Raw genomic sequence first — 25,256 nt, 5'->3', positions numbered from 1 at the left:
GGTGGAGATCAGGCGGCCCCCCGGGGCGATGGGTTGGGTGCCCATCGCTCGGGGCCACGCCGTCCACCCCAAGGGCTTGCAGATCATCGACACGCCGTCTTGACCTTGCCGTGGGGGTCGCTGCTGAGGATGACAACCCGCCGAACACGACAGTCCGACAGCCGATTCGCGCCCCGGGCACGCAACGCCGTGACGTCCTCGTCATCTCGAATCGCTGACCCGACTGAACCCGCTCGCGACAGCCGGAAGCACAGAGCTCGTCATCCGCATCCACGTCCGCTTCGTATTCCCACTGCCTGGCCGAAGGATGGACCAAATGGCCGACATCAGCGCAGACCAGTGGCAATCGCTGAAGGACCACGCGACCGAAGCGATGCGGAAGGCATACGTCCCCTACTCCCACTTCCCCGTCGGGGTCGCCGCGCTGACCGATGACGGGCGCATCGTGACCGGCGCGAACATCGAGAACGCCTCCTACGGGGTGGGCCTGTGCGCCGAGTGTTCCCTGATCTCCAACCTCGTCATGACCGGCGGAGGCAAGCTGACGGCGTTTGCATGCGTCGACGGCGACGGTGAGCGCCTCATGCCGTGCGGGCGCTGCAGGCAGCTCCTCTTCGAACACTCAGCACCCGGAATGCTCCTCGACACCATCAGCGGCATCAAGACGATCGAACAGGTACTGCCTGACGCCTTCGGCCCGCGCACACTCGACGCGTACCGACGGAACCGCACGACGTAGCGCGACGCCCCCGACCCCATCGCGAGTCTCGAGGCTCCAGTTACAGGAGATGAAGCTCGCGTACCTGGAATTCATGCGCCTCAGCCGGGCCGCTCTGCTGGCGGCTGATCGTCGACGGGCTTGGTCAAGAGCTACTCGGTTGGGTGAAGAGGCTGGATCGCCGGAACCCTCCCGAAGGCTCAGGCGTAGTGCCGTGCATGGCCCCGATCAACGAGGCGCACGTGAGTGAGCCCAGCCTCCTGGTCGTCGACGTCGGCCGCTGACGACGCCACCGCGCGCGCCTTCCAGCAGCTGCTCGCCGGATGGGGGCAATGGCGAAAGCGGAGCGGACGACGCTGGATGCGGGGGGCCGGCCGCGCCAAGGACAGCGGGTAGTTGCGCGAGGACTTCACCAGCCGCGATCTCGTGCTGCTGCTGATGGCCAACGCCGGAGTCCTCGGCGCCACGGTCGATGCCGCCCCGGACTCCTGGCGCCGACTGGTCGCCTGGATGATCCAGTCCTTCCAGGCCCCGCCCCCCGAGCCCGGAAAGCGACGCTGAACCAGCGACCGGCGAGATAGGGCGACCGCGGCGAGGCCACCGCCGTTTTCAGGACTATCAAGCAGGGCCTGAGTCTGGACATTGGACAGGCTTCACCTTCCACGGCTTCCGCTACGCCGAGGTCACCGGCTGGCCGGGCGAGTGCGTAGCCGGGGATGTCTGCCTTTGTCATCTTGACGGTGCCGTCACTTCCGAGGTCGGCCAGGTCGCCAGCGGCTGCTTCGCCGACATGGCCGGTCCGGGCCGCGCGGCGCCCACAGGGAGCCCGTGCCGTGGACGGTGGTCGAGCACATTGCCGAGCAGTTCGGCGTTGAGGACGCCTCGTGCGTGAAGCAGTACACCGCGTGCAAGCCGACGGCGTACGAGCACGCCTGGGAGATCCGGGACGCCACGAGTACGTACCACGAGTACGAGGACCCGGAGTGGTCGCGCAGCTTCCTGCACGGGCGGGCGTGGACGCACGCTCTTGCGCGAGTTGTCCAGCTCGGCGAACAGGCCGACCGCATCCAGGCCCTGGAGCCGCCCGCGGACGTCGCACGCGGCATGTGGGACGCCGGAAGCGGCTGAGTCACGCAAGGCCAGGCGACCGGCAGGACCGTCACCCTCTCGCCGGACGCGCGACCGACGGCGAGAGGCGCGGCAGGCGGTCGCCGTCCATGACGGTGCCCGCCTGCTTGAGGTGGCGCACGGTGACCGTGACCTCGTGCTGGCGGATCGCGGCGATCGGGGCCAGACGCTCGGTGATGTAGCGGTACAGGTCGGTGGTGTCGCGGCAGGTGACGGCGACGACGAGGCTGGCCGGGCCGGACACGGCGCCGACGAAGCCGACCTCCGGGTGCAGGGCGATCTCGCTGCCGACCCGGTGGATGTCGGCCGGGGCGACGGTGAGCCAGAGCGTCGCGGCCGCGCGGAACCCGATCAGAGCGTAGGCGACCTCGACGTCGACGAAGAGCATCCCGCGCTCCAGGAGCGCCTCGACCCGCCGGGCGACCGCGCTCTCGTTGCGCCCGGTGGCGGCGGCCAGCGCCGCGTAGGAGATGCGACCGTCGGCGGCGAGCGGGGCGAGGAGCGCGTCGTCGTCGGGGGTGAGGCCGGGCTCGTCGGCAGTTCGGCGCACGGGGACGTGGCGGCGCGAGCGGGCGCCGAGCGCGGCGATCTCCTGGGCGTCCAGGCGCGCGTCGAAACCCTGCCACTCATTCAGGCCGGTCTCGGCGAAGACGTGCAGCAGCGAGGCTGTCGAGACGTCGGTGACCTGGCTTAGGCGCGGGAGGTTCTTCAGGACGAGCTCGTCGCGGTCGCGCGGGTCGTCGGCCCGCAGCGCGCACATCACCTCGGTCCCGGCCGCGGCGAGCGTGACCCACGAGACGTCGGGCCGGCGGGCGAGCGCGCTGCCGATCGGCTCCGCGGCGCCCGGGGCCGTGCGGATGCGGACGAACAGGCTCTCGCGCGACGCGCGCGGGTCGGGGAGGACGACGACGCGCAGGATGCCGGCCTCGCGCAGGCGCCGGTAGCGGCGGGCGACCGTCTGCTCCGAGGAGCCGAGCGCCTGGGCGATGCGCCGGAACGAGGCGCGCCCGTCGAACTGGAGGGCGCTCATGATCCGGCGGTCCAGTACGTCAGTGGTGATAGTTTCCGTCTCTGCAGGCATGATTGTGGCGGGATTCTACACGAAACGCCGATTCGCTCGGTCGCGACCGGGGGTGCGCAAGACCATCGGCGCATGACTTCTTCCGCTTCTCCCACCGCTGTCGCGCCCGGGCGCGGACGCTGGACGCCGCTGCTGGCGGTCTGCCTGGGCACGTTCATGCTGCTCCTGGACGTCTCGATCGTGAACGTCGCGCTGCCCGACATGGCGACCGCGCTGGACGCCTCGTTCACCGGCCTGCAGTGGGTGGTCGACGCCTACGCGCTCGCCCTCGCCGCGCTCCTGCTCCTCGTCGGGTCGATCGCTGACGCCGTCGGTCGTCGCCGCACCTACCTCGTCGGCCTCGCGGTGTTCGTCGCCGCGTCGCTGGTCTGCGGCATCGCGCCGTCCGTCGGGCCGCTGGTCGCCGCGCGGTTCGTGCAGGGCGCGGGCGCCGCAGCGATGCTCGCGACGACCATCGCCCTACTCAACACGGCCTACCGCGGCCGTGATCTCGGCACCGCCTTCGGCATCTGGGGCGCGACCTCGGGTGCCGCGGTCGCCGCAGGCCCGATCATGGGCGGCCTGCTCACCCAGGGCCTCTCCTGGCGCTGGATCTTCTTCGTCAACATCCCGATCGGTCTGGCGACGATCGTCATGGCCCGGCACTCGCTCAGCGAGTCGCGCCTGCCGCAGCGCCCGCGTATCGACTGGGCCGGCGGCGGCGCCTTCACCCTGGCCGCGGCCGCGCTGACCTTCGCTCTGGTGCGGGTCGCCGAGGAGGGCTGGGGCTCCGGGCAGACGCTCGGGGCACTGGCCGTCTGCGTCGCCGCGCTGGGCGCGTTCGTCGCCATCGAGCGGCGCGTGGCCGAGCCGATGCTCGACCTGGCCCTGCTGCGCCGCCGCTCGTTCGTGCTCGTGCTGATCGCCGCGGCGCTGCTCTCCATCTCCGCCTTCGCCGGCCTGATCTACGTGTCGATCTGGCTGCAGACCGTGCTCGACCTCGGCGCGATCTCGGCCGGTCTGGTGACGCTGCCGCTGAGCGGGATCGCCTTCTTCGTGGCCGGCGGCCTGGGTCGCGTGCTGCACGGCGCGTCGCCCCGCTGGACGGTCGGCGGCGGCCTGGCGGTCATCGGCGTCGGCGATCTGCTCATGCTCGGCCTCGACGGCAGCTCCGGATGGGCTGCGGTCCTGCCCGGGCTGGCCGTGATCGGGGTCGGGGCCGGCATCGCAATCCCGACGGTCGTCGCCGCGGCGATGGCCGCGGTCCCGCGCGAGCGCGGCGGGATGGCCGCCGGCGCGGTGAACACGGGACGTCAGCTGGGGTTCGCGGCGGGCATCGGCGTGCTGGGCAGCATCTTCAGCGCTCGGGTCGATGCCCTCATGCCGGGCGGCGCGGAGATCGCGCACGCCGTGACCAGCGGCGGGTCCGCCGCAGTCCTGGGGGCCGCCCCGGCCGGCTCACGGGCGACCCTCGACACGGCGATCCACTCGGCCGTTGGCGGCGCGCTGGGCACGACCTTCCTCGTGGCCGGTGTGCTGGGCGTGGTCGGCGGGGCGGCGGTTGCGCTGCTGCTGCGCGAGCCGGCGGCGGAGCGCGCGGCGGAGCCTGCGGGACAGGGGGTGGGGGCGCGGGCATAGGCGGGGTGGGGCGGCGGGCGGCTCGGGCCCCGGAGCTGGGTGTGCCGGACGGGCTTGCCGGTGCGGCGCACGCGGAGGGTGGCGCGGCTGTGGTCGAGGTCGTTCAGCAGCAGATGGCGCTGGTCGTGGGCGCTGAAAGCGTGCACGGCGGCGAGCACGAAGCTGAGCCGGTCGCGGGGGTTGGGGAGGCGGTCGAGAGCGCCGTGCAGCATGTCGTCGGCCAGTGGTCGCGGCAGCACGACGGCGGTGGTCAGGGAGACGGTGCGGGCCGGGTCGCGGAAGATGAGTCTTTCCCGTTTGAGGGCACGGAACAGGGAGCGCAGGGCGGTGGCCCGGGACTTGGCGGCTTCTCCCTGGACCGGTTCGAGGGCCTGCTCGATGTGGGTACGGGTGACGGCCCGCAGATCGGTGACGCCGTCCTCGTTGCCCCTGCCGAAAACCTCATCCGTCCTGGTGGGAGGCGGTGTGGTGGCGTGCCGGGAACTGCGGGAACATGACCGACCGTGCTGCTGCGACTGACGTATCTCGCCGTGACGAACGCGTTCGCGATGCTGCGCCTGCTGCCGATGAGCGACCACGGCAAGGACATCGAGATCCTCGCCCGCTCGACTACGGCCGCTCGCGCGGCTTCTACGTTCCGACGCGCCGGTCGCTGCTGGTGGAGGACCCGGCCGCGCCGCGGGGCGGATGGGGGTAGACGGGTGCCGGTGGCCCGTCTGGATGACGGCGAGCGGCGCCGGCTGCTGGTGGCGACGGCTCGGCGCCATCGCCTCCGTGAGTACCGGTGAGCTCGTCGAACTGCACAAGCACGGCGGGCCGGGTGAATCCCGGCCCGCCGTAGGTGAGGGAGGGTCCCCTCGTTCTTGGGTCGAAGACGGTCAGGGGAGCTTGACCAGGGTGTAGTCGTCGCAGTATCCGGCGGACGAGCCGGAGTTCTTGTAGCAGTACGCGCCGGCCGAGGTGGTGGTGGCGCCCGTGGTGAAGAAGATCGGCTGCTGCGCGTACGACGTGGTCGAGGCGCGCAGGTACGTCTCCGAACCGCCGAAGCTCTTCACGCCGACCGCCACCTCCTCACCGGCGGTGGCCACCTTGCCCCAGGCTGCGAGCAGGTAGGTGCCGCTGGAGGTGAGACCGGTGACCGTCTGGATCGCGCCGCTGGAAGCGGTCGCGGTCTGCAGGGCGTAGGTGCCGGTGCGGGCGTTGGAGGCGACCACGCTCGACGCCGTCCCGGTGCTCTGGGCCCAGGGGCTCAGGGAGCCGGTCTCGAAGCCCGGGTTGGCGACGGCGTTGGTGGCGGACGGCAGTGCTTCCACCGCGAGGTCGTCGCAGTAGCCGACGCCCGTCCCGCCGGTGTTCTTCCAGCAGTAGACGGTGGCCGTCGTGCTGGAGGAGCCGGTCGTGAAGAGGACCGCGGCCTGCGTGTACGACGTCGTCGCCACGTTGGTGAACGTCTCCGTGCCGCCGTAGTTCTTGACGCCGATGGCCAGGGTCTCGCCCGCGTTCGCCACCTTGGCCCAACCGGTCAGCAGATACGTGGTGCTGGGGCTCAGCCCGGTCAGGTTCTGGTTGGCGCCGCTGCCGCTGGCCTGGGTGGTCAGCGCGTAGGTGCCGGTGCGGGCGTTCGAGGACGTGACGGAGGGGGCCGCCCCGCTGCTCACCCAGGGGCTCATCGAGCCCGTCTCGAAACCGGCGTTGGAGACCAGGTTGCCGCCGGTGCCGTTGTAGGCACCGATGTTGGGCGCGGCCGTCGAGGAGACCGCGTTGCCGAAGGCGTCCTTGCCGCCGTTGTCGCTGATGACCGTGCCGGCCCTGATCACCGGCGAGGACGGGTGGACCTGGTAGGCGCCCGTGCCGGTGTAGGAGGACGAGCCGTTCGCGTTGCCCGGGTTGCGGAACTCCGGGTCGGCCGTGACCTTCGCCGTGTCGGCCGGCTCGGAGGAGGGGTGGTTGCCGTAGAAGAGGTTGTTGGAGTAGACGGAGCCGGCGCTGGTGGTGAAGTAGCCGCCCGTGCCGTAGTTGAAGACGGCGTTGTTGCGGAAGGAGAGGGTGCCGGTGACGCTGCCACCCTTCCGGGAGTACAGGATCGGGGTGTTCAGGCCGCTCTTGTTGACGTAGATGCTGTTGTTGTAGAAGAGCGGGACGGCGGACGAACTGCCGCTCCGGTTGGGGATGTTGCCGACGAAGTGGAAGACGCCCGCGCCGTGGGTCGGGGTGCCCGAGGCGGGGCAGCCGGCGTTGGTGCCGTCGTTCTCGCTGATGTTGTAGCGGATCACCGTGCCGTCGCTGGGGACGGTCGAGGTGGGCTCGTTGGCGATGGAGAAGGGCGGCATGACCAGCATGAAGCCGCCGAGGTTCTGGTGGCTGTAGTTGTACTGGAACGTGGTGTTGTGGTTGCCCCAGTCCACGTCGTAGCCGGTGCCGTCGGCGCCGTTGACGTGGCAGTACACCTCGTTGTTCTGGACGACGGTGTCGTTGCTGCCGGACATCCAGATGCCGGCCGAGGCGCCGTTGCAGTACTGGCCGGACGGCGGGCAGGTGGCCTTCGCGCCTCCGTAGCCCGCCTTGTTGCCGTCGATGAGGGCGCCGTCGTTCTTGACGACGAGGATGTCGTCCGCGCCGTCGTAGGTCATGGTGTTGCCGCGGATGACCGTGCCGGTGGTCTGGCCGGTGCCCTGGCCGTCCCCGTCCGGGGTGACGGCCACGGCGATGCGGTCGACGTGGTCGAAGGTGTTGTTCTCGACCACCACGTCGTCCCAGGTGGAGACGGGGGTGGTGTGGTCGGTCTGGACACCCACGCCGGCGTTGGTCGCGTACCAGCCGCCGCCGTAGCCGGTGATGTCGTGGATGTACATGTCGTGCACCCGGATGTGGTGCAGGATCCCGCCGGAGCTGTTCTCCGCCAGCACGCCGGAGCGGTAGTTCGGCGAGGCGGCCGCGTTGGTCAGCTCCAGGCCGCCGATCTCCCAGTACTGCTGGTTGAGCAGGTGGATGACGGGACCGGTGGCGCCGTTCGCGTTGATCACCGGCTTGGCGCCGGTGCCGTAGGAGCCCATGGTGATCGGGCTGCCGGAGGCACCCGAGCCGCCCGGGGTGAGCTGGCCGGTGCAGGTGGTGCCGGCGGCGAAGAGAATGTTGTCGCCGGCGGCGAAGGTGGTGCCGTTGACGGCGGCGACGGAGTTCCAGGGGCTGCTCTGGGTGCCGCTGCCGTTGGTGGCGGCCGAGCAGTTGACGTAGTAGGTGCTGCCCGCCGCCATCGCGGCGTGGGCCGGGACCAGGAGTGCTCCCGCCAACATGGCGAGGAGGGCCAGCGCGCGTGTGGTCCTGCGGACCGGGCGCGTCGGTCTGCGACGCTTCATTGCGACGCTCCTTGCTGGGTGATCGAGTCCTCCGCGCCGCGGATTGCGACGCGGATCTTCCTGCACCGGGCGGGTCGGCCGGGACACGGACGCCCGCCCGGATTCCGGGGCCGCTCTACCGCGCGGAGAGCGAGGTGGGGAGGGGCGTTTCGAGGACGGAGGCGTGCCGCATGCCGGGCGGCAGGGAGAGGGGGACCGGCTCCCAGTCCACCCCGTCCTCGCTGCGGGCTGCCCCGTATCTGCCTTCGAGGAAGTGGTCGTAGATCATGATCCATTCGTCGTTCCGGCGGAACAGCGACGGTCCCTCGACCAGGGAGGGCGAGACCGGCCCTTCGGGCACGGTGTACGGGCCACCGGGAACGTCGAACGTGGTCACGTGGATGTCCTTGTGCGGGGTGGTGGGGTCGTTGACACCGCGCTCGTCCTTGAAGGCCATGAGGAAGCCGCCGCCGTCCGCCTCCCGCACGGTGGCGTCGATGACCGAGTGACCGGGGTCGAAGAAGAGACCGGGCGCCGAGAAGTCGCGGAAGTCGCGAGTGGTGCAGTGCCAGATGCGGTGGTCCTGGCTCAGGTGCTCGAAGTCGCGGCCCTCGGCCGTGCCGCCCGGCTCGACGACGGACGACCATATGAGGTGGTACAGGCCGGTCCGGCGGTCCAGGAAGAACTCCGGGGCCCAGGCGTTGAGGGCGCCCGCCACCTGGGCCATCACCGGAACGAGTCGCTGCTCGGACCAGTTGAGCAGGTCGGGGGAGGTGGCGTGGACGATGGACGGGCTCGTCCAGCCGTCGGTGGCGAGCAGGTGGAACAGGCCGTCGGGGCCGACCCCGATGAACGGGTCGCGCAGTCTGCCGGTGCCGACCGTGCCCCGCAGGACGGGCCGACCCTCGTCGACCGCCGTGAACGACTCACCATCGTCGCTGAGGGCCAGGTGCAGCGCCTCGTCGGCGTCGGTGAAGTAGGAGATCACGTACATCGGGCGGGGTCCTTCCGGGGGGCGTTCGGAGCGGCAGGGCATGGCGGGCCGGCCGCGCGGGAGGGCACGGGCCGGCGGGCGGAGCGGGGCGCCTGGATCAGGACTTGACGGCACCGGCGGACATGCCGGCCACCACATGCCGCTGCAGGAAGATGAAGATCAGGAACAGTGGCAGGACACCGAGCAGGGCAGCCGGGAACAGGGTCGTCGGCTGCACGGTGTGCGGGTCGATGAACGAGTAGGCGTTCACCATGACCGTGCGCTTCGAGGGGTCCTGCAGGAAGACCAGCGGAACCAGCAGGTCGTTCCAGACCTGGAGGGAGATGAAGGTCAGCAGGGTGCTGGTGATCGGGCGCAGCAGCGGCAGGATGATGGTGAAGAAGGTCCGGAAGGCTCCGCACCCGTCCAGCGCGGCCGCTTCCTCGAGGTCCGCGGGGATCGAGCGGATGAAACTGGTGTAGAAGAACACGGCGACCGGCAGGAAGAGGGCCGTGTAGATGAAGACCACGCCCGCGTAGCTGTCCAGCAGGTTCAGGTCCCGCATCAGCAGGTACAGGGGCGCCACCACGACGAAGACCGGTACCGACGTGCCCAGGATGAACAGCCGGTACACCCACGTCGACCAGCCCTGGGTGATGCGGGCCAGCGGGTAGCTCGCCAGGGAGCCGACCACCGTGATGGCCAGGCACGACAGTCCGGTGATGAGAAGCGTGTTGAGCGCGCTGCGCCCGTAATGGATCTGTCCGAAGGCGTCGGAGAAGTTCTTGAGGGTGAAGGTGTGTGGGATGCCCAGCGGGGCCCTGGCCACGTCTGCCGCGGTGCGCAGCGAGGTGACGACGGTGAACAGGAACGGCAGGACGAACAGCAGCACGCCGAGGCAGAGCAGGACGGTGCCGAGGGCGCCGGTGACCCGCCGCAGGGTGAGGGTGTGGGAGTTCATGCTTTCCGCCCGTCAGATTCGTCGCTCGCGCAGCCGGAGCAGGGAGGAGGTGGCGCTGGACAGGACGACCACGGTCACCAGCAGGAGTACGGAGATGGCGACACCGAAGGCGAACTTCCCGCCGCCGAAGATGTTCCGGTAGACGAGCATCGTCAGGGTGTCGGTGGCACCGGCCGGGCCGCCGTTGGTGAGGACCAGGGGGAACTCGAAGACCTTGAGCGAGCCGATCAGGCTGAGGGTCACGTTCACGGTGAGCGCGGGGGCCAGCATCGGCCACTCCACGTTCCGAAAGCGCCGCCAGCTGCCGGCGCCGTCGAGGGCGGCCGCCTCCAGGAGTTCGACGGGCACGCTCATGTAACCGGCCAGGAAGATCGCGCAGGAGTAGCCCGCGAACATCCAGATGTTGACGGCCGCCACCGCGTACAGGGCGGTGGAGGTGTCGCCGAGCCAGACATGCTGCAGCGAGTCGAGGCCGAACAGGCCCAGCATCGCGTTGATACCGCCGTCCGGGGCGAACAGGTACGACCAGATGAAGGCCGCCATCACCGGTGACACGAGCGTCGGCGTCAGCAGGACCACGCTGAGCGCCTTGCGGACCCTCGGCCGCCGGAAGAGCATGCTCGCGAACAGCAGACCGAGGCCGTTCTGGACGACCACGACGACCGCCGCGTACAGGACGGTGTGCCACAGGGCGGCGGTGACGCCCGGATCGTCGGCCATAGCTCGGTACTGCTCGGTGCCGACGAAGTGGGCGATCGGACCGCCGAGGCTGTCGGTCATGCTCAGATAGACGCCGCGGATCAGCGGATACAGCATGAACGTGCCGTACAGAGCGATCGCCGGAAGCAGGAAGGCGGCCATGGTGGCGCGCCGTCGGTGGAACACGGGGAGTCCTCCTCTTGCCCTTGAGTGGCCGTGGTGGGGGCGGTGCCAGGAGCCGCCGACCGCACCCCCACCACGGCTGACCGGGGGCGGGGTTACTTCGCGGAGGCCGCGGTCTGGATGTCCTTGAGGGTCTGCGCGGCGGACGCCTTGCCCAGCAGATAGGCCTGGATCTTGGAGCCGGTCGCGTTCTCGGCCGCCGAGGCGTACCAGGAGTCGGATGGCAGGATCCGGTAACGGCCGTCCCTGAAGGCCGTGGTGAACGCCGTCGTCTCGGTGCCCTCGGGGGTCAGCCCACCCGTGAAGGGCGACTCCGCGTTCTCGGCCGCGAGGTACTTGGAGAGGTTCTCGCTCTGCGACCAGAACTTGACGTACTCACGTGCCGCCGCACCCTGCTGCGACTGGGAGTTGACGGCCCACATCGTGCCGGAGAAGAGCATCCCGTTGGGCTTGGTGCCCGCGGCACCGCCCGGCCAGGGCGCGAAGGAGACGGGGAAACCGGCCTTCTTGATGTTGGAGACCTGCCAGGCGCCCTGGTACCAGAACGCGCTCTTGCCCGCGCTGAAGTCCTGCGGGCCCTGGGCCCACTCGTCGACGCCGAGCTCGTTCTTCCAGTTGACGTACCCCTTGTCCTCCAGGGTCTTCAGCTGCTCCAGCGACGCCTTCCAGTCCGGGTCGAAAGAGGTCTTCCCGGCCAGGAAGTCGCCGTCCCACTGCTTGTTCTTCTGGTAAACGAGGGTCGAGCCGGCGGCCTGGAAGGTGGAGCTGCCGGTCCAGCCGGACTTGTCGGGCAGCGCGATGGGGTCGATGCCGGCCTTCTTGAGCTTGCCGAGGTCGGTGAGGAAGGTCGGCCAGTCGGCGGGGACTTCGGTGATGCCCGCCTTCTTCAGCAGGTCCATGTTGGCGTACAGGCCGATGCCGATGAGCTCCATCGGCATGGCGAGCGTCTTGCCGTCGGACTGCGTGAAGGGCTTGGCGTCGGGGGCTATGTTGCTCGCCCACGACTCGCCCGACAGGTCGGCGAGGTAGCCGGAGGCGCCCCACTTCTTCATCTTGTCCGTGTCGACCATGATCACGTCGCCGGCCTTGCCGCCCAGCAGCGCCGGCTGGAGCTTCTGCGTGTAGGTGGGGTCCGCGGTGGTGTACTCGAAGTCGATCTTGATCTTCGGGTGGGTCTTCTCGAACGCCTTGTTGATCTCCGCGACGTTCGCCGGCTCGGCGCCGCCGCCCTTCCATGCCTGCACGTGCAGGGTGACCGTGCCGTCGCTGGAGGCGCCGCCCGACGCGCTGCCTCCGCACGCGGCCAGCGACATCGCCATGGCGGCGACCGTGGTGGTGACCGCGACATATCTCCCGGAAAGCTTCATTGCGCACCTCGCCCATCGTCGGTACGGACCGACTCGTCATGTCTGAAGGGGGTTTGATCCGTTCAGGCCGTGTCCGTGTCGGTACGGCGCTGATGCGGGTAAAAGGGGCCGGTGGACCCGTTGCGGCGGACTTTAGCGCCGATGGCCGGGAACTGTAACGCAAAACTTAGGTGACATCTATACGTAACTTTCTGTGGTCGCCATGGCTGGCTGGACGTGTCGACGGCCTGGGGGCAAGAAGGCCTATCCTCGGATGGGTCTCAGGCTTATCGTTACAGTTGCCGATGGTTTTCCCGGGGTTGTGAAAGAGTGACCCGCACGGCCGGAGATCCGTCCGGTAACGTGTTCGGCAGGCAGGGGGAGTTGGAGTGGCAGGTCGGGTGACCATCGCGCAGGTGGCTGCGGAGGCTGGTGTCTCCGCGATGACCGTGTCCAACGTCATGAACGGCAAGCCGGGGGCCTCTGAGGAGACGCGCCGCCGCGTCCTGGAGGTCGCGGACCGGCTCGGCTATCGGCCGAACGTCTCGGCCCGCAACCTCAAAGCCGGCCGCAGCGGGCTCGTCGGCCTCATCGCCCTCGACCTGACCAGCCAGTACGGACTGGAGATCCTGCGCGGGGTCGCCGACGAACTCGCCAGCGCCGAACAGGAACTGTTGGTCAACGCCACTTACCACGACGCGGTTCGGGAAAAAGACCGGCTCGAGTTCCTCGGGCGAGGCCTGGTCGACGGCGTCCTGATGATCGCTCCGGTCCTGGAGGACGAGACGGTAGAACTGCTCCGCCGCCAGAACCTTCCGTGCGTGATCATCGACCCCCGGCGCATGGACGTACCGCTGCCCCGCCTGACCGTCGACAACTACCACGGCATGCGGAACGGCACCCAGCACCTCATCGACCTGGGCCACACCCGGATCGCGTACCTCCGTGGCGAGGAGGACCTGGAGAGCACCTCAGTCCGCTTCCAGGGCTTCGAGGACGCGATGAGGCTCGCCGGCCTGAAAGTGGACGAGCAACTGGTCGCGCCCTGTGACTTCTCCTACGCCTGCGGCTTTCGAACGGCCACCCGCCTGATCACCGACCACAGCCCCACCGCGATCGTCGCCGGCGCCGACCTGATGGCGCTCGGGGCGGTCGACGCCGCTCGCGCTCTCGGCCTGAACGTCCCCGCCGACTTCTCGGTCGTCGGCTTCGATGACCTCCCGCAGGCGGCACAGAGCTTCCCCGGCCTGACCACCGTGCGGCAGCCGCTGCACGACATGGGCCAGAAAGCGGCCCGCGCGCTGCTGTCCCTCATCGAGGGGCAGCAGCTACTTATGGAACACATGGAGGTCGGCACCGAACTCGTGCTGCGCAACTCCACCGCCCCGCCCCCCGGAGGCGATACGCCGGCACCGCGCCAGGCCGTACCGGCTCGCCGAGGACCGGGCCGGGCGTAAGACGCCTTCGCCCCCGCCGGGTACGAGGCCGTGGCCGAGCTGGCCCGGCTATGCCAGGCGCCAGGAGCGCATCGCCTGTTCAGGAACTTCGTTTCGTGGGCGCAAGGCCATTAGGCGAACAGGGGCAAGGAGTGCAGTCCACGAACAGCAACTTCAGCATTCACAGCGTCGATCACACCACGGCAACTACATCCGCTGAACCACCGAGCCTCCGGTACGAAGCCGGCGACCGCCGAGACCTTCGTCGACACGGCCCTCACTGTGACCGCGGCCAAGACCGCGTCAGGGTGCGCTTGCCAGGACTGACGCAAGAGCGGGGTCGGGTCCGTCAAGTTGGTCGGCCACTCCGGAGAAGAAAGGTCGCATGAGCAGGCTGCGGAAGCGGTGTGTGCGCTGACCTTGGGCGTCCTCGTTGCGCTCCTTGTATGGGGCGCTGACCATGACGCGTGCGGATGGCGTGGCGGGAGGGCGAGCTGAGCGGCGTGACGGTCGTGTTCGTGGCGCATTGTGCGCTGTGGCTGGTGCTATTGCGCAGGCGTACCGGACGCGGCTGGCTGGCATGGCCGCTTGTAGGGCTGCGTGCCGTCTGAGCGCGGCGGAGATGCTGATGGTCCGCCACGGCGGCCGCACCGTATTCCTTGACCGTTTCATCCCCGTGGTCCGCGCTCTTGCCCCCACCGCGCGGGCGCCGCCCGTCTGCCCTGGGGACAGCTGACATCCCCGTTGCGACCGCTTTTGCCCATGCTCTGGTTGGAGTTGAGGAGTGGGAGGGCGGGATGGGCGGTGCGGACGATGCCGGGGATCGGGGCCGCGCTCGCCGCGGTCGCGGGTCGGCTCCGCCGCCGCTCAGGGCCGGGCCTTCGGCGTTGCGACGCTCAGGAGCCGGCCTCGGGATAGGTAGGCGTCGTTGATCGTGTAGTCGGTGTTCGGCTGCCCGCTGTCGTGGAGGCGGAGTGAGTGTCACGGGCTGTGGTCGCGTCCGTCCCGTGGGGTGAAGGCTGCGAGGGCGTCGGCGTCGGTCGCGCGAGCGTGCAGGAAGTAGTCGGCCCACTCGGTGATGTCGGGGTAGGACGAGTCCTGGCTGAGCTGGGTGGCTGCGGCTTGGAGGTCGAAGTGTGTGGTGCGGAGTTCGACGCCCGGGCCCAGGAGGGCCCAGTGTGCTCCGGTTCGTCCGTAGGGCATGCCGATGCTGCCGGGGTTGATCACGAGTCGGCCGTGGGCGAGGCGGACGAACGGCATATGGGTGTGGCCGCAGACCACGGTTCGGATGTCGGTATCGAGTCCGGTGAAGACTTCCTTCCAGCGGTCGAGGCGGGAGTCGACCAGGACGACTTCCTCGTCGTCGCGAGGGGTGGCGTGGCAGAACAGCACCTTTCCCAGGCCGGTTACAGGCAGGGAGAGTGATCGTGGAAGCGAGCTGAGAAAGTCGAGATGGTCCTCGCGGAGCTGTTCGGCTGCCCAGGGGGCGATCGGATCGGGGATCGTGTCGCGTTGCCCCCGGCGGTATTCAAGGAGTTCGCGGTCGGCGTTGCCGCTGATCCAGATGACGCGGTCGCCGAGGCTGGTCAGCAGGTCGAGAACCTGGGTGGGTTGCGGGCCGGCGGTGATGTCGCCGGTGAGCACGATGTGATCGGCGGTGCTGACGTCTGGTTCGGCGAGCACTGCCTCCAGGGCCGGCAGGACTCCGTGAATGTCGGACAGGACGGCTACTCGGTTCAGCATGGTCACCACTGTGGGGTGAAGGCAGCTGGGCGGTGTGATCTTTCGCCCGGCGCGTAGTTCAAGGGGGCCGTTCAGCGTGTGTGGTCGCCTGGTGCGTCAGTCGAGCAGGAGGGCGGCCACCGGCTCGGGGACGCGGGTCGCCGAGCCGAAGTCCTGCAACGGCCTCGCCGCGGTGAGCGACATGATCACAAGGGTGAGTAGTTGGCCCTGAGCCAGACAACGCTTGCTGGTTCCAGGGTTTGCACCTTTGACGCCGCTGAATTTGCGGGCGACGGGGGTTGGGCAGCCGACAGCTCGTCGGGCCACGTCGGATGCGTCCCCGTCGACGCCTGCCCCAGCTGGCGCCCACCGAGCGGCTCTCTTCCGAGGGCTGAGGCACCCGCGCGCGGGACGAGCCCCGACGCTGACACCCATCCGGCGCCGTCTCCGACCCGGCAGCAGAGCGCCTGTCCTTGTGCCGGGTGGTCGTCGGCACCTGCCCGTGCGGCTTGGTGGCCTGGGGGCCGGGGCCCACCCGGCTGGTATCACCACGTTCCAGATGCCGGTGAGGAACACCGGCCTGTGGGTACCTGGAATCGGCCAGAAGAGAGTGCGGTGGCGCGGGCCGCAGCGGCCGGCAGGAGCGTCAGAGCAAGAGCACCAGCGTGGCCTCGTCCCTGCCGAGGCAGAAGTCGACGATGTCGAGCAGCGCGCTCTTGCCTGTCTGGGAGGTGCCGGTGACGATGTTCAGCTCGCCGGCTGCTGCCGCCCAAGTTCGCCCGCCTCATCGAGGAACAGATCAAGCGGCCAGAACATGTGTCGATGCTCGGGGAGCCGGCCGGGGACGGTCCGCGCTTCCTCCTGCCCGGCCGGCCGACCAGCCGACCCCGCAGCGCGGGATGGGTCCACACCCGCATGAAGCAGCACGGCCTGCCCAACATCAGTGCTCGCAACACCGCAATGATCGAAGTTGTGGCCGAGCTCCCGCCGATCGTGGTCAGCGACCTGTTCGGCGTCGGTGCCAGCACGGCCCACGGGTGGGCCCGGTTCGTGCAGGACGACTGGGCGGAGTACCTCGCAGCCTGCGAGAGCACCAGCTCCAAGGAATAGCGCAAGGCCAGAACACTGCCTCTTCCCCAGTCTCGGCTATGACGACCCGAGTTGGGGGAGCGTAGACGGTACCACTTGAATACGGTCATGGACTCCCCGATTTGGGCCGTGCTGTCGGCCGCCGAGCGCTCCGCTGTGGACGGTCTGATCCAGCAGGACCACCGGCTTGCGGCAGTCGCCCGCGTACGCGAGGCCTTCCCGGCCGAATCCAGGCCGGGCCTGCACAAAACGCTCGATATGGTGGCAGAGCGCTACCGGGAGCTGGGCCGACGGTTCGAGCGATATCCGACCCCGCCGCTGAGTCCGGTGACGCTCATGGAGAAGGTCAAGACCTTGCCCGGCCGGACGGTGGCCATCGAGGCGCTGTGGGACGGTGACACCGACGGCTGGTGCGTGGACCTGGTGGCGCTCACCGATCACCCGGCTGCCGAGCACCGGCTCGCCATCATCAGGCACGGCAGTGACCTGCGACTGTTCAACGGCACGGTCCCGCCATGGCCCGAAGCACAGGAAGCCCAGACTGTTGGTCGTGCCCTGGCCGAGCAGCTCGGTGTGCCGTTCCACTTCGCCAGCCCGGATCGGCCCGACTACGACGCGCCCCGCTGGAGGACTGCCTTGTGAGCGACACTGTCAGCCAGCTCGACATCCTTGCTGCCGCGCTGGCGGACCCCGACTCCGACCTCGACGGGATCGCAGAGCTCGAAGACGAGTTGGTGGCCGCCCGAGACACGGGCCTGGTCCCGCGCCTGGAAGAGCACCTTGCTGATGCTGTGGATGCCGGGAACTGGTACGGACGCCACGTGCTCTGCAAGATTCTGGCCGCGACAGCCGGCTCCAAAGCCCTGCCCGAATGCTGAGGGCCTTCGGCCACGATTTGGGCGACGACCAGGACTCCCTGTCGGCGACACTGACCGAATTCGCTCACCAGGACCGCGCTTATGCGCGCAGCATCGTCCTGCCATGGGCTGCGGGCCCCGACCCGGACCTGCGCAGGGCAGCGCTGTGGCTGCTCGGCTTCGTTCCCGAACCGAGCGACCTCGACCTCCTGGCCCGCAACACCTAGCAGTCAGCCGCGCGCCGTGAGATCGTCCGCAGGTGACCGACGCTGCCGATGGGGCGATGACCCTGAGACGGCCGGACGACCGCGCTGCGTCCGCCCTGCGCTTCGCGACGGAACTCGTCGCGTGGGTGGCCACTCCCTGGGCCCTGGCCGGCCATTCGTGGCTGCTTGCCGCCCTGTCCGCGCTGGCCCTGATCGGCCTTCCGACGTTGTTCTCCACTCCGGGGGACAAGGCCAACGTGATCATCGCGGTGCCGGGCTGGGCCACGATCCTGCTGGTGCTGCTCCAGCTCGCCGCGTCCGTGGTCTCCTCGTGGCTGGCCTGGCCCGCCTGGGCGGCGGCACCCGTGACCCTGCTGGCCGCCGCCACCCTCGTCACGGAGCGCCGCCGCTGGCGGTGGCTGGTCTCCACGAACCGACTCGTCGGCTGAAGCGCTCACCCGCCAACTGGAGCGCTCAGTCACACAAATGTGCCGAAGCACCGTAGTTGTCACTGTCGGCACCGGTTGACCTGCGGCTCCGATCTCGCAAAAGCACGGCGGTGGTCACCAGGACAGCACGCTACGTGTCACCAACAGCACGCTAAGCACGGTGGTGTCACCAGATCCGGCGTGGGACCCGCCACAGGAGCTGTACGCCGGCTTCGGTCTTCAAGGGGGACGTGGGAACGTGGTGGGCCCTTCGACGACGCAGGGTTCACGGAAAATGGGTACATGCAGGAACCGTCAGAAGTTTTCGCTGGTCCCGTCATGGATCACCCGGCGTGGTGCTCTTCCGTGGGCGTTGGCACGTTGGTTGACCGGGTGGGATGATCTTCTGGTTGATCGTGCCGGAGGGGGCTGTTCGTGGGGGCCGGGTCGCTGTCGTGCAAGGGACACCGGTACCCGGTCGAGGTGATCTCCCACTGCGTGTGGTTGTACTTCCGGTTCCCGCTCAGCTTCCGTGAGGTCGAGGAGCTGATGATCGAGCGCGGGATCATCGTCTCGTACGAGACCATCCGCCGCTGGTGCGCCAAGTTCGGCCAGGCGTACGCGAACGGACTACGCCGTCGTCGGCCCCCGACCGGCGACAAGTGGCACCTTGACGAGGTCTTCATCAAGATCAACGGTGAGCTGAAGTACGTGTGGCGGGCCGTCGACCAGGACGACAACGTACTCGACATCCTCGTACAGAAGCGGCGGGACAAGGCCGCGGCCGGGCGCTTCTTCCGCCGCCTGATGAAGAAGACGCGCACGGTGCCGCGGGTGATCGTCACGGACAAGCTCCGCTCCTACGGCGCGGCCCACCGCGAGGTCATGCCTTCCGTCGAGCACCGCTCGCACAAGGGCCTGAACAACCGGGCGGAGAACAGCCACCAGCCCACCAGGCAGCGTGAACGGGCGATGAAAGGCTTCCGCTCCGTGGGCGGGGCACAGCGGTTCCTGTCCGCGTTCAGCGGCATCTCGCACCACTTCCGGCCCCGCCGCCATCTGATGCCCGCACACGACTACCGAGCCGAGATGACCGTCCGCTTCGCGATCTGGGACCGCATCACCGGCGCTGCCGACCGGCCCACCACGGCCTGACCACAGGCCCGGCTCCCAAGCCCACCCTGCCCCGACGCGCCGTCAGGCAGTCACACACCCAACAACGTGACAACGCCCCGGCCACTGCACCCCTTGCCCGGACCGATCACGGATCCAGAGCAGATAACCCGCCTCGGCATACGACGGCGCGACCGCCTCGGCGGAATCCTCCACGAGTACGAACATGCTGCATGACCTGGGCGGACGAGTTTTTCGGCAAGGACAGGGTCTCCGGACTGGCCGGATTCGCCTCGCTGCCTCAACTGCGGTTCTCGTACCGCTGCGCGGCGACACATCGATCACCGCACGCCCTCACGCCGTTGCGGCCATTGTCCGCCTTGTCTCGGTGTGAGCGGCGCCGCTGAGCGGCGCCGCCCTCCCCGGCGTGGGCGGGCTCGGTCGTCCGCCGAGTCCGCCCACGCCGGTCCCATACGGCAGTCGAACTTTTCCCGGGCCGTCAGCGCTGCAGTGTCAGCAGACCCGGGCGGTAGGGCAGGAGACCGTAGTCGCCGCCTGAGTTGGGGCTGCGTCCCTGGTAGAGCAACTGCAGGTTGCAGGGATCGACGGTCATGTTCTGGTCGGGGCTGGTGCGGATCAGTTCGCCATGGCTGATGTCGTTGGTCCAGGTGGCGCCGCTGTTGGCCTTGCCGGCGAAGGGGTTGCTCTCAGTCGCGGCCTGCGGGGTCCACGACCCGTTGAGGCTGGTGGCCGTGAACGAGCGGAAATAGCGACCCTGCGAGCCGATCGCCTCGACGATCATGAGGTAGCGATTCTGGCCCTGCAGTTTGTAGACCTGCGGCGCCTCGAACAGGTTGTTCGTCGTATCGCTCATGACCACGGTGGAACTCGAACCGAAGCTGCCCGGGAAGTTCCCGATCGGCATGCTCGCTCGATAGATCTTGCCGTTGTCACCGGCGAAGAACAGGTACATGTTCGTCCCGTCACCGATGAGCGTCTGGTCGATGGGGCCTGTGCCCGAGCCGGAGATGCTCCCGGAGAAGAGCACCTGCGGGGCTGACCAGCCGTTGGGGTTGGTCGGGTCGCTCGATGTCCGGTAGGAGAAGGCGGTCCCGCCCCACTGGTAGGCGAGCACCCAGATGTTCTTCGGGGCGAAGTAGAGGAGCGTGGGTGCGACGGTGGAGGCCGACATCGTGTTCTGGCTCGCCGAGGCCATCTCCGACCAGTTGGTGAACGGGCTGAAGTTCATCGAACCCCATCTCGTCCCCGTGTCGTGTGTGGTCGCGTACACGAGTTGCCTGCCGTTGTACGGGACGACGGTGAAGTCCTTGAGCGAGACCCACCCGGGCTTGGGCTGCGCCAGCGCGGCCGTCGACGTCCAGCGGTAGGTCGACGGAAGATCGCACGCACTGGGAAGGTCGGCGCCGACCTTGACCAGCCGCCATTGCTGGTTGGTGCCACCCCAGTCGTCGTACTGGACGACGTTCGCGTTGTCGTCGGTGGTAGCGCCTTGTACCTCAAGGGCTTTGCTGCTGTGGCGCGAGATGAGCCTCACGTAGCCGTCCGAGCTGTCGGCCAGTCGCCACTGCTGGTTGGCGCCGTTGGAGTCGGCCCACTGGACGACGGAACCGCCGTTCGCGGTCGACCAGTTGTACACGTCCAGCACCTTGCCCGAGTGGCGGGACTTGAGGCGGTAGTAACCGCCTCCGGAGTCGACGAACTGCCACTGCTGCTGGTTCTGGTCGTTTCTGGTCCACTGGGTGATCCGGGCGCCGTCGTTGGTTGCCATGTTGTAGACGTCCAGAGCTTTGCCGCTGTTGCGGTTGACCAGGACGTACGACGCGTTCGTGTCGACGGTCGCCGCGCTGGCGGGTTGAGCGCCGAGGAAGGTGGCCACCAGCAGCAGCGGGGAGAGGACGGCGAGCAAGCGTCTGAGGGGGACCGTGGAGGGATGGCGTAACCACATCTGAGAGCCTCCTGGGGGCGGGGCGAGGTGGCGCCGGCGAACCGCGGAGCCGCCGTGCGGGGGCGGTGGACTTGTCGAAACTTTCGACCAGTTCATGAAACCTTCGACGGCACAAACTAGAAATCAACGGTCCCTTGGTCAAGGGCTGTCACTGTCCTGTCTGCAATCAGTTGCTCCCCCATGGGGCGTGCGCGCTGTCGGATCGATCGAAAACGCTGGCACCGACTGGGACGCCGCTTGTCGGTCAGTGGCGCCAGGGGTCTACTTGCAATCTTTCGGCGCTTCGAATGTTTCGTAATTACGAGAGAAACTTTCTTTGCGCAATCTATTGACGATCCACCGTCAACACCTCAATCATCCCTCCCGAGGCTCAGTGGGTGTTCGATATATCGGACCATGTCGGCCGCGCCGCGTGACGGCCCCGGCTGGACCGTGATGGCCCGTCACCCGCCGCCCGGCACAAGGCGGCCGGTCAGGTGCCGTACTCCCCGTCCGCCGAAGGAAGTGACCGGCGCTTCTCTCCGCGCTCCAGTCAGTCCATGATGTCTATGTTGGAGGCACTGCCATGGGCGTGAATGCCCTTCCCAGATCCGTTGTCCGCAGGAAGATCCGCAGCGCGCTGATGGTGCTGCTGGCGGGCGCCCTCAGCACGGTCGTCGCGGTGACCACGCCGACGACCGCACAAGCCGCCGAGAGCACGCTCGGTGCCGCCGCGGCGCAGAGCGGGCGCTACTTCGGCACCGCCATCGCCTCAGGCAGGCTGGGCGACTCGGCCTATACCACCATCGCTGGACGCGAGTTCAACATGGTGACGCCCGAGAACGAGATGAAGATCGACGCCACCGAGCCGCAGCGGGGCCAGTTCAACTTCACCGCCGGTGACCGCGTCTACAACTGGGCCGTGCAGAACGGCAAGCGGGTCCGCGGACACACCCTGGCCTGGCACTCGCAGCAGCCCGGCTGGATGCAGAGCCTCAGCGGCAGCACCCTGCGCCAGGCGATGATCGACCACATCAACGGCGTGATGGGCCATTACAAGGGCAAGATCGCCCAGTGGGACGTCGTGAACGAAGCCTTCGCCGACGGCAATTCGGGAGGCCGGCGCGACTCCAACCTGCAGCGCACCGGCAACGACTGGATCGAAGTCGCCTTCCGCACCGCGCGCGCCGCCGACCCGGCCGCCAAGCTCTGCTACAACGACTACAACATCGAGAACTGGACCTGGGCCAAAACCCAGGGCGTCTACGCCATGGTCCGGGACTTCAAGCAGCGCGGCGTGCCGATCGACTGCGTCGGCTTCCAGTCGCACTTCAACGACGACAGCCCGTACAACAGCAACTTCCGCACCACCCTGCAGAGCTTCGCGGCCCTCGGCGTCGATGTGGCCATCACCGAACTCGACATCCAGCGCGCCTCGGCCACGACCTACGCCAACGTGACCAACGACTGCCTGGCCGTCTCGCGCTGCCTCGGCATCACCGTCTGGGGTGTGCGCGACAGCGATTCCTGGCGAGCGGATCAGACGCCGCTGCTCTTCAACGGCGACGGCAGCAGGAAGCCCGCCTACACCGCCGTCCTCAACGCGCTCAACGGTGGCACCTCCACGCCCCCTGCTGAGGGCGGGCAGATCAAGGGGGTGGGGTCGGGCCGCTGCCTGGACGTCCCGAACTCGAGCACCACCGACGGCACCCAGCTCCAGCTGTGGGACTGCCACAGCGGCACCAACCAGCAGTGGACGTCCACTGCGGCCGGCGAGCTCAGGGTCTACGGCAACAAGTGCCTGGACGCCGCCGGCACCGGCAACGGAACCAAGATCCAGATCTACAGCTGCTGGGGCGGTGACAACCAAAAGTGGCGCCTCAACTCCGACGGATCCATCGTCGGGGTCCAGTCCGGCCTCTGCCTCGACGCCGTCTCGGCCGGCACCGCCAACGGCACCCAGATCCAGCTCTACACCTGCTCGAACGGCAGCAACCAACGCTGGACCCGCACCTGACGAGCCCTGCGACTGGCGGCCGCGGTGACGTGGCCGCCAGAACGCGCCGGCTCCATGCTCCGGGGCGACAGCGCGTGCCGCGCAGGTGACGGTCGAGGTCGATGTCGAGCGGCGAGCAGACACCGGGACAGACGAGGACCGGTCAGGAGCGATCGTCCGGGTCCGCGATCACGGCCTCGGATTCCCGCCTGCCCTGCCGGCCGTCGTGCCCGCCTCCGGCCCGCAGCGGTTCCGCACCGGCGCGGAGTCCACGGGTACGGGCCTGGGCCCCTCCCCGGGCAGCCTCGCCGACGGCCCGGCGATACGGCGTGATCAGGGACTCCGGTGCTGTCGTGCCCAGCAACCCATCAGGAGGGGGGCGCGGCTACGGCACCGTGTACCCGGCGGCGCGGAACAGTTCGTACCACTCGGATCGGGTGAGCGGGATGTCGGAACCGAGCGCGGCGGCCGTGACGCGTTCGGGCGTCGTCGTGCCGAGCACGACCTGCATCTGGGCGGGATGGCGCGTGATCCAGGCGACGGCGACCGCCTCGGCCGGCACGCCGTACTTGGCGCTCAGCCGGTCGATCACCGCGTTCAACTCGGGGAAGCGGTCGGAGCCGAGGAACGGGCCGTCGAAGAACCCGGCCTGGAAGGGCGACCATGCCTGGATGGTGATGTCGTGCAGGCGGCAGTAGTCGACGATCCCGTCATCGCGCACGACCGACTGATCGAGGCCCTGCATGTTCGCGGCGACGCCCTGCGCGATCATCGGTGCGTGAGTGATCGACAGCTGCAGCTGGTTCGCCACGATGGGCTGCGTCACGTGCTTGCGCAGCAGGTCGAGCTGTCGGGGGGTCTGGTTGGAGACGCCGAAGGCGCGTACCTTGCCTGCCGCCGACAGCTCGTCGAAGGCGCGGGCCACCTCCTCCGGCTCGACGAGGGCGTCGGGGCGGTGCAGCAGCAGGATGTCGAGATAGTCCGTGTTCAGTGCCTGGAGTGATCCGTTCACCGACTCGACGATGTGGTCGTGGGAGAAGTCGAAGTACGGCCCGTCCTTGACGATGCCGGCCTTCGTCTGAATGACGAACTGCTCGCGCTCCGACGAGCTGAGTTTCATGGCTTCCGCGAACCGGCGCTCGCAACCGTGGTCGTCCGAGCCGTAGACGTCGGCGTGATCGAGGAACGTGACACCGTTGTCGCGTGCGGTGTTCACGAGCCTGCGCACCGCGTCGTCGGTCATGTTCTCGATGCGCATCAGTCCGAGGACGACGTTGGGGACCACCATGTCGGTGCCGGGCAGGGTGAAGGTTTTCATGTGTCTCTTTCGCTGTGACGTGGGCATTTCAGACGGAAGGAGCACTTCGTGACGACATCCTCGACGAGCAACTCCCGAGGTGCAGCGCGACGTCGCGTGCTCACTCTAGAAATCGGCGATCTAGAAATCCAACAGTTGCTGGTTCTGGTATTGAGAACTACGGGTTGTGAATAGCGGCACTGGTGCCTCGGCGGCATCGCGCTTGACGCGTTCGCGCGCCGGGTATCGAAGGCGCATGCGGGCACGGGGAGAGGCTGTGTGGGCGGGACCCCGGTGGGAGAGTCTTCTGCCGGGCATGGTGAAGCGGGCGCTGGCGGGGGAGGAGCCGCAACCGTGGTGGGTGCCGCGGCGCGGGCTGACCGTGGTGTCGGCCGATGTCGACGACACTGCCGGTGTCGGGGCCATCTGGATCCTGTGGCGTCCGAAGTCATCGCGGATGCGTGAGCACGTTGCGCTTTTGGAGTGGTTCGGCAACCGGTGGCGGTATGTCGGGGGCGGCAGCGGCTCCGGAGACGATCCCGTCGATGTTGATGTGCTCGACGTGCGCAGTGGCGGGGGCGTGCTCAGCCTCACCCGCAGCCTTGATCCTCCGCGCTCCGTCGCGGCGGCGCCATGGATCAGTTGCGTCAAAGTCCGCCTAGGGCGGGACGTGGGGCAGGTCCTCATCGGTGCCCGCCGGCTCGCGGTTCCCGAGCGGCGCAATCTCGTTGCCGTTTGGACGTCGCCCCAGAGCAGCCGTGGAGCCCGTCCCGTCATCGTGGCCCTGGGGCGCGACGGTGCCGAACTGTCCCGCGCAGGCCCCCATGACGGCCTGGACACTCATACCTGGGCGCGACTGAACGAGGAGACGTAGCCGAGAGTGATGTCGTGCAGGCGAGCGAGCCCGGCTCGCCGCGGCACTGCACCCGGCAACCGGCCCTCGGGAATGACGCGTCGACGGTCCTTGTTACCACCACTGCATGACATGACCCCGCAGCAAGAGGCCCGGCACCGCACTGGGCGCTTTCTAGTGTCAACGGCCACTGAGATACCCAGGCGGGTGGCCGTTGGTTGACCAGGCTGGTGGCCATCAGAAACCCAGGTGTGTGGCCGGTGGTGTTCCTGG

At 68.5% G+C, this 25,256-nt stretch carries 23 protein-coding genes and 1 pseudogene; 15 read left to right on the top strand and 9 right to left on the bottom strand.

The annotated features are described in order from the left end of the window. Positions 1–316 precede the first annotated feature (316 nt). The 3 genes and pseudogenes from ABZT02_RS43885 to ABZT02_RS43875 all read left to right on the top strand — a co-directional run. Entirely contained in the window at positions 317–739 is a 423-nt protein-coding gene (locus ABZT02_RS43885; protein ID WP_356028594.1) for a cytidine deaminase, read from the top strand. Between the two features lie 375 nt (positions 740–1,114). Then, on the top strand, positions 1,115–1,279 hold the full coding sequence (locus tag ABZT02_RS43880; protein WP_356028592.1) for a hypothetical protein: 165 nt from the start codon (positions 1,115–1,117) through the stop codon (positions 1,277–1,279). 261 nt (positions 1,280–1,540) lie between these two features. After that, positions 1,541–1,744: pseudogene (locus ABZT02_RS43875) on the top strand (DUF4158 domain-containing protein); the annotation flags it as partial. 133 nt (positions 1,745–1,877) lie between these two features. Here ABZT02_RS43875 and ABZT02_RS43870 read toward each other — a convergent pair. Beyond that, positions 1,878–2,927: an Lrp/AsnC family transcriptional regulator gene (locus ABZT02_RS43870; RefSeq protein ID WP_356028590.1), complete on the bottom strand. Its 1,050-nt coding sequence runs from the start codon at positions 2,925–2,927 to the stop codon at positions 1,878–1,880. A gap of 72 nt (positions 2,928–2,999) precedes the next feature. Here ABZT02_RS43870 and ABZT02_RS43865 point away from each other — a divergent pair, with 72 nt between their 5' ends. The 3 genes from ABZT02_RS43865 to ABZT02_RS43855 are packed head-to-tail and all read left to right on the top strand — an operon-like array spanning position 3,000 to position 5,332. After that, positions 3,000–4,544, top strand: a complete 1,545-nt coding sequence (locus ABZT02_RS43865; protein ID WP_356028587.1) for an MFS transporter — start codon at positions 3,000–3,002, stop codon at positions 4,542–4,544. 41 nt (positions 4,545–4,585) lie between these two features. Further along, positions 4,586–5,041 (top strand): hypothetical protein, encoded by a 456-nt coding sequence (locus tag ABZT02_RS43860; RefSeq protein ID WP_356028585.1) that lies wholly within the window; start codon positions 4,586–4,588, stop codon positions 5,039–5,041. A gap of 6 nt (positions 5,042–5,047) precedes the next feature. After that, a complete protein-coding gene (locus ABZT02_RS43855) occupies positions 5,048–5,332 on the top strand; it encodes a hypothetical protein (RefSeq protein WP_356028582.1) in 285 nt (94 codons plus the stop codon). 90 nt (positions 5,333–5,422) lie between these two features. On the opposite strand, the gene ABZT02_RS43850 is transcribed toward ABZT02_RS43855, so the two are convergent. The 5 genes from ABZT02_RS43850 to ABZT02_RS43830 all read right to left on the bottom strand — a co-directional run bounded on the left by ABZT02_RS43850 (position 5,423) and on the right by ABZT02_RS43830 (position 12,062). Further along, a complete protein-coding gene (locus ABZT02_RS43850) occupies positions 5,423–7,900 on the bottom strand; it encodes a carbohydrate binding domain-containing protein (protein WP_356028580.1) in 2,478 nt (825 codons plus the stop codon). A 115-nt stretch (positions 7,901–8,015) separates the two neighbouring features. Continuing rightward, positions 8,016–8,873, bottom strand: coding sequence for a glycoside hydrolase family 43 protein (locus ABZT02_RS43845; RefSeq protein ID WP_356028577.1), 858 nt, complete (start codon positions 8,871–8,873; stop codon positions 8,016–8,018). Between the two features lie 97 nt (positions 8,874–8,970). Continuing rightward, complete coding sequence (locus ABZT02_RS43840) at positions 8,971–9,813, bottom strand: carbohydrate ABC transporter permease (protein WP_356028575.1); 843 nt, start codon at positions 9,811–9,813, stop codon at positions 8,971–8,973. A gap of 12 nt (positions 9,814–9,825) precedes the next feature. Continuing rightward, positions 9,826–10,698: a sugar ABC transporter permease gene (locus tag ABZT02_RS43835; RefSeq protein ID WP_356028572.1), complete on the bottom strand. Its 873-nt coding sequence runs from the start codon at positions 10,696–10,698 to the stop codon at positions 9,826–9,828. A gap of 92 nt (positions 10,699–10,790) precedes the next feature. Then, positions 10,791–12,062, bottom strand: a complete 1,272-nt coding sequence (locus ABZT02_RS43830; RefSeq protein WP_356028570.1) for an extracellular solute-binding protein — start codon at positions 12,060–12,062, stop codon at positions 10,791–10,793. 395 nt (positions 12,063–12,457) lie between these two features. Here ABZT02_RS43830 and ABZT02_RS43825 point away from each other — a divergent pair, with 395 nt between their 5' ends. Next, positions 12,458–13,498, top strand: coding sequence for a LacI family DNA-binding transcriptional regulator (locus ABZT02_RS43825; RefSeq protein ID WP_356028567.1), 1,041 nt, complete (start codon positions 12,458–12,460; stop codon positions 13,496–13,498). Between the two features lie 960 nt (positions 13,499–14,458). On the opposite strand, the gene ABZT02_RS43820 is transcribed toward ABZT02_RS43825, so the two are convergent. Further along, positions 14,459–15,220, bottom strand: coding sequence for a metallophosphoesterase family protein (locus ABZT02_RS43820; protein ID WP_356028566.1), 762 nt, complete (start codon positions 15,218–15,220; stop codon positions 14,459–14,461). An 801-nt stretch (positions 15,221–16,021) separates the two neighbouring features. On the opposite strand from ABZT02_RS43820, the gene ABZT02_RS43815 reads away from it, so the two are divergent. The 6 genes from ABZT02_RS43815 to ABZT02_RS43790 all read left to right on the top strand — a co-directional run bounded on the left by ABZT02_RS43815 (position 16,022) and on the right by ABZT02_RS43790 (position 18,934). Continuing rightward, a complete protein-coding gene (locus ABZT02_RS43815; protein WP_356028565.1) occupies positions 16,022–16,309 on the top strand; it encodes a hypothetical protein in 288 nt (95 codons plus the stop codon). A 75-nt stretch (positions 16,310–16,384) separates the two neighbouring features. Beyond that, positions 16,385–16,930, top strand: coding sequence for a hypothetical protein (locus tag ABZT02_RS43810; RefSeq protein ID WP_356028562.1), 546 nt, complete (start codon positions 16,385–16,387; stop codon positions 16,928–16,930). Further along, positions 16,927–17,166, top strand: a complete 240-nt coding sequence (locus tag ABZT02_RS43805) for a hypothetical protein (RefSeq protein ID WP_356028560.1) — start codon at positions 16,927–16,929, stop codon at positions 17,164–17,166. The genes ABZT02_RS43810 and ABZT02_RS43805 overlap by 4 nt, the downstream gene beginning before the upstream one ends. Next, entirely contained in the window at positions 17,160–17,372 is a 213-nt protein-coding gene (locus ABZT02_RS43800) for a hypothetical protein (RefSeq protein WP_356028558.1), read from the top strand. The genes ABZT02_RS43805 and ABZT02_RS43800 overlap by 7 nt, the downstream gene beginning before the upstream one ends. A 56-nt stretch (positions 17,373–17,428) precedes the next feature. Next, positions 17,429–17,800: a hypothetical protein gene (locus ABZT02_RS43795; RefSeq protein WP_356028622.1), complete on the top strand. Its 372-nt coding sequence runs from the start codon at positions 17,429–17,431 to the stop codon at positions 17,798–17,800. Positions 17,801–18,214: 414 nt separating this feature from the next. Next, entirely contained in the window at positions 18,215–18,934 is a 720-nt protein-coding gene (locus ABZT02_RS43790) for an IS6 family transposase (protein WP_356028555.1), read from the top strand. A 457-nt stretch (positions 18,935–19,391) separates the two neighbouring features. Here ABZT02_RS43790 and ABZT02_RS43785 read toward each other — a convergent pair whose 3' ends face one another. Beyond that, entirely contained in the window at positions 19,392–20,858 is a 1,467-nt protein-coding gene (locus ABZT02_RS43785) for a non-reducing end alpha-L-arabinofuranosidase family hydrolase (protein ID WP_356028553.1), read from the bottom strand. A gap of 565 nt (positions 20,859–21,423) precedes the next feature. On the opposite strand from ABZT02_RS43785, the gene ABZT02_RS43780 reads away from it, so the two are divergent. Beyond that, complete coding sequence (locus tag ABZT02_RS43780) at positions 21,424–22,854, top strand: endo-1,4-beta-xylanase (RefSeq protein ID WP_356028550.1); 1,431 nt, start codon at positions 21,424–21,426, stop codon at positions 22,852–22,854. Positions 22,855–23,218: 364 nt separating this feature from the next. Here the strand turns inward: ABZT02_RS43780 and ABZT02_RS43775 are convergent, their stop codons facing one another. Continuing rightward, positions 23,219–24,151 carry an aldo/keto reductase gene (locus ABZT02_RS43775; protein WP_356028547.1) on the bottom strand — a complete coding sequence of 311 codons (933 nt, stop codon included), beginning with the start codon at positions 24,149–24,151 and terminating at the stop codon, positions 23,219–23,221. A 295-nt stretch (positions 24,152–24,446) separates the two neighbouring features. Here ABZT02_RS43775 and ABZT02_RS43770 point away from each other — a divergent pair, with 295 nt between their 5' ends. After that, a complete protein-coding gene (locus ABZT02_RS43770) occupies positions 24,447–25,004 on the top strand; it encodes a hypothetical protein (RefSeq protein WP_356028545.1) in 558 nt (185 codons plus the stop codon). The last annotated feature ends 252 nt before the right edge of the window (positions 25,005–25,256 follow it).

Source organism: Streptomyces sp. NPDC005402 (genome assembly GCF_040606575.1).
GTDB lineage: Bacteria > Actinomycetota > Actinomycetes > Streptomycetales > Streptomycetaceae > Streptomyces.
The sequence above is the reverse complement of the archived record's forward strand: the minus strand, read 5'-3'. Positions and strand labels throughout refer to the sequence as shown.

Bases quoted from the DNA above. Each gene is read 5' to 3' on its own strand.
- ABZT02_RS43785 (WP_356028553.1), bottom strand. From the start codon at position 20,858: ATGTGGTTACGCCATCCCTCCACGGTCCCCCTCAGACGCTTGCTCGCC.
- ABZT02_RS43870 (WP_356028590.1), bottom strand. From the start codon at position 2,927: ATGCCTGCAGAGACGGAAACTATCACCACTGACGTACTGGACCGCCGG.
- ABZT02_RS43850 (WP_356028580.1), bottom strand. From the start codon at position 7,900: ATGAAGCGTCGCAGACCGACGCGCCCGGTCCGCAGGACCACACGCGCG.
- ABZT02_RS43770 (WP_356028545.1), top strand. From the start codon at position 24,447: ATGGTGAAGCGGGCGCTGGCGGGGGAGGAGCCGCAACCGTGGTGGGTG.
- ABZT02_RS43845 (WP_356028577.1), bottom strand. From the start codon at position 8,873: ATGTACGTGATCTCCTACTTCACCGACGCCGACGAGGCGCTGCACCTG.
- ABZT02_RS43775 (WP_356028547.1), bottom strand. From the start codon at position 24,151: ATGAAAACCTTCACCCTGCCCGGCACCGACATGGTGGTCCCCAACGTC.
- ABZT02_RS43865 (WP_356028587.1), top strand. From the start codon at position 3,000: ATGACTTCTTCCGCTTCTCCCACCGCTGTCGCGCCCGGGCGCGGACGC.
- ABZT02_RS43780 (WP_356028550.1), top strand. From the start codon at position 21,424: ATGGGCGTGAATGCCCTTCCCAGATCCGTTGTCCGCAGGAAGATCCGC.
- ABZT02_RS43800 (WP_356028558.1), top strand. From the start codon at position 17,160: ATGCTGAGGGCCTTCGGCCACGATTTGGGCGACGACCAGGACTCCCTG.
- ABZT02_RS43795 (WP_356028622.1), top strand. From the start codon at position 17,429: ATGACCCTGAGACGGCCGGACGACCGCGCTGCGTCCGCCCTGCGCTTC.
- ABZT02_RS43840 (WP_356028575.1), bottom strand. From the start codon at position 9,813: ATGAACTCCCACACCCTCACCCTGCGGCGGGTCACCGGCGCCCTCGGC.
- ABZT02_RS43820 (WP_356028566.1), bottom strand. From the start codon at position 15,220: ATGCTGAACCGAGTAGCCGTCCTGTCCGACATTCACGGAGTCCTGCCG.
- ABZT02_RS43885 (WP_356028594.1), top strand. From the start codon at position 317: ATGGCCGACATCAGCGCAGACCAGTGGCAATCGCTGAAGGACCACGCG.
- ABZT02_RS43830 (WP_356028570.1), bottom strand. From the start codon at position 12,062: ATGAAGCTTTCCGGGAGATATGTCGCGGTCACCACCACGGTCGCCGCC.
- ABZT02_RS43815 (WP_356028565.1), top strand. From the start codon at position 16,022: ATGCTCGGGGAGCCGGCCGGGGACGGTCCGCGCTTCCTCCTGCCCGGC.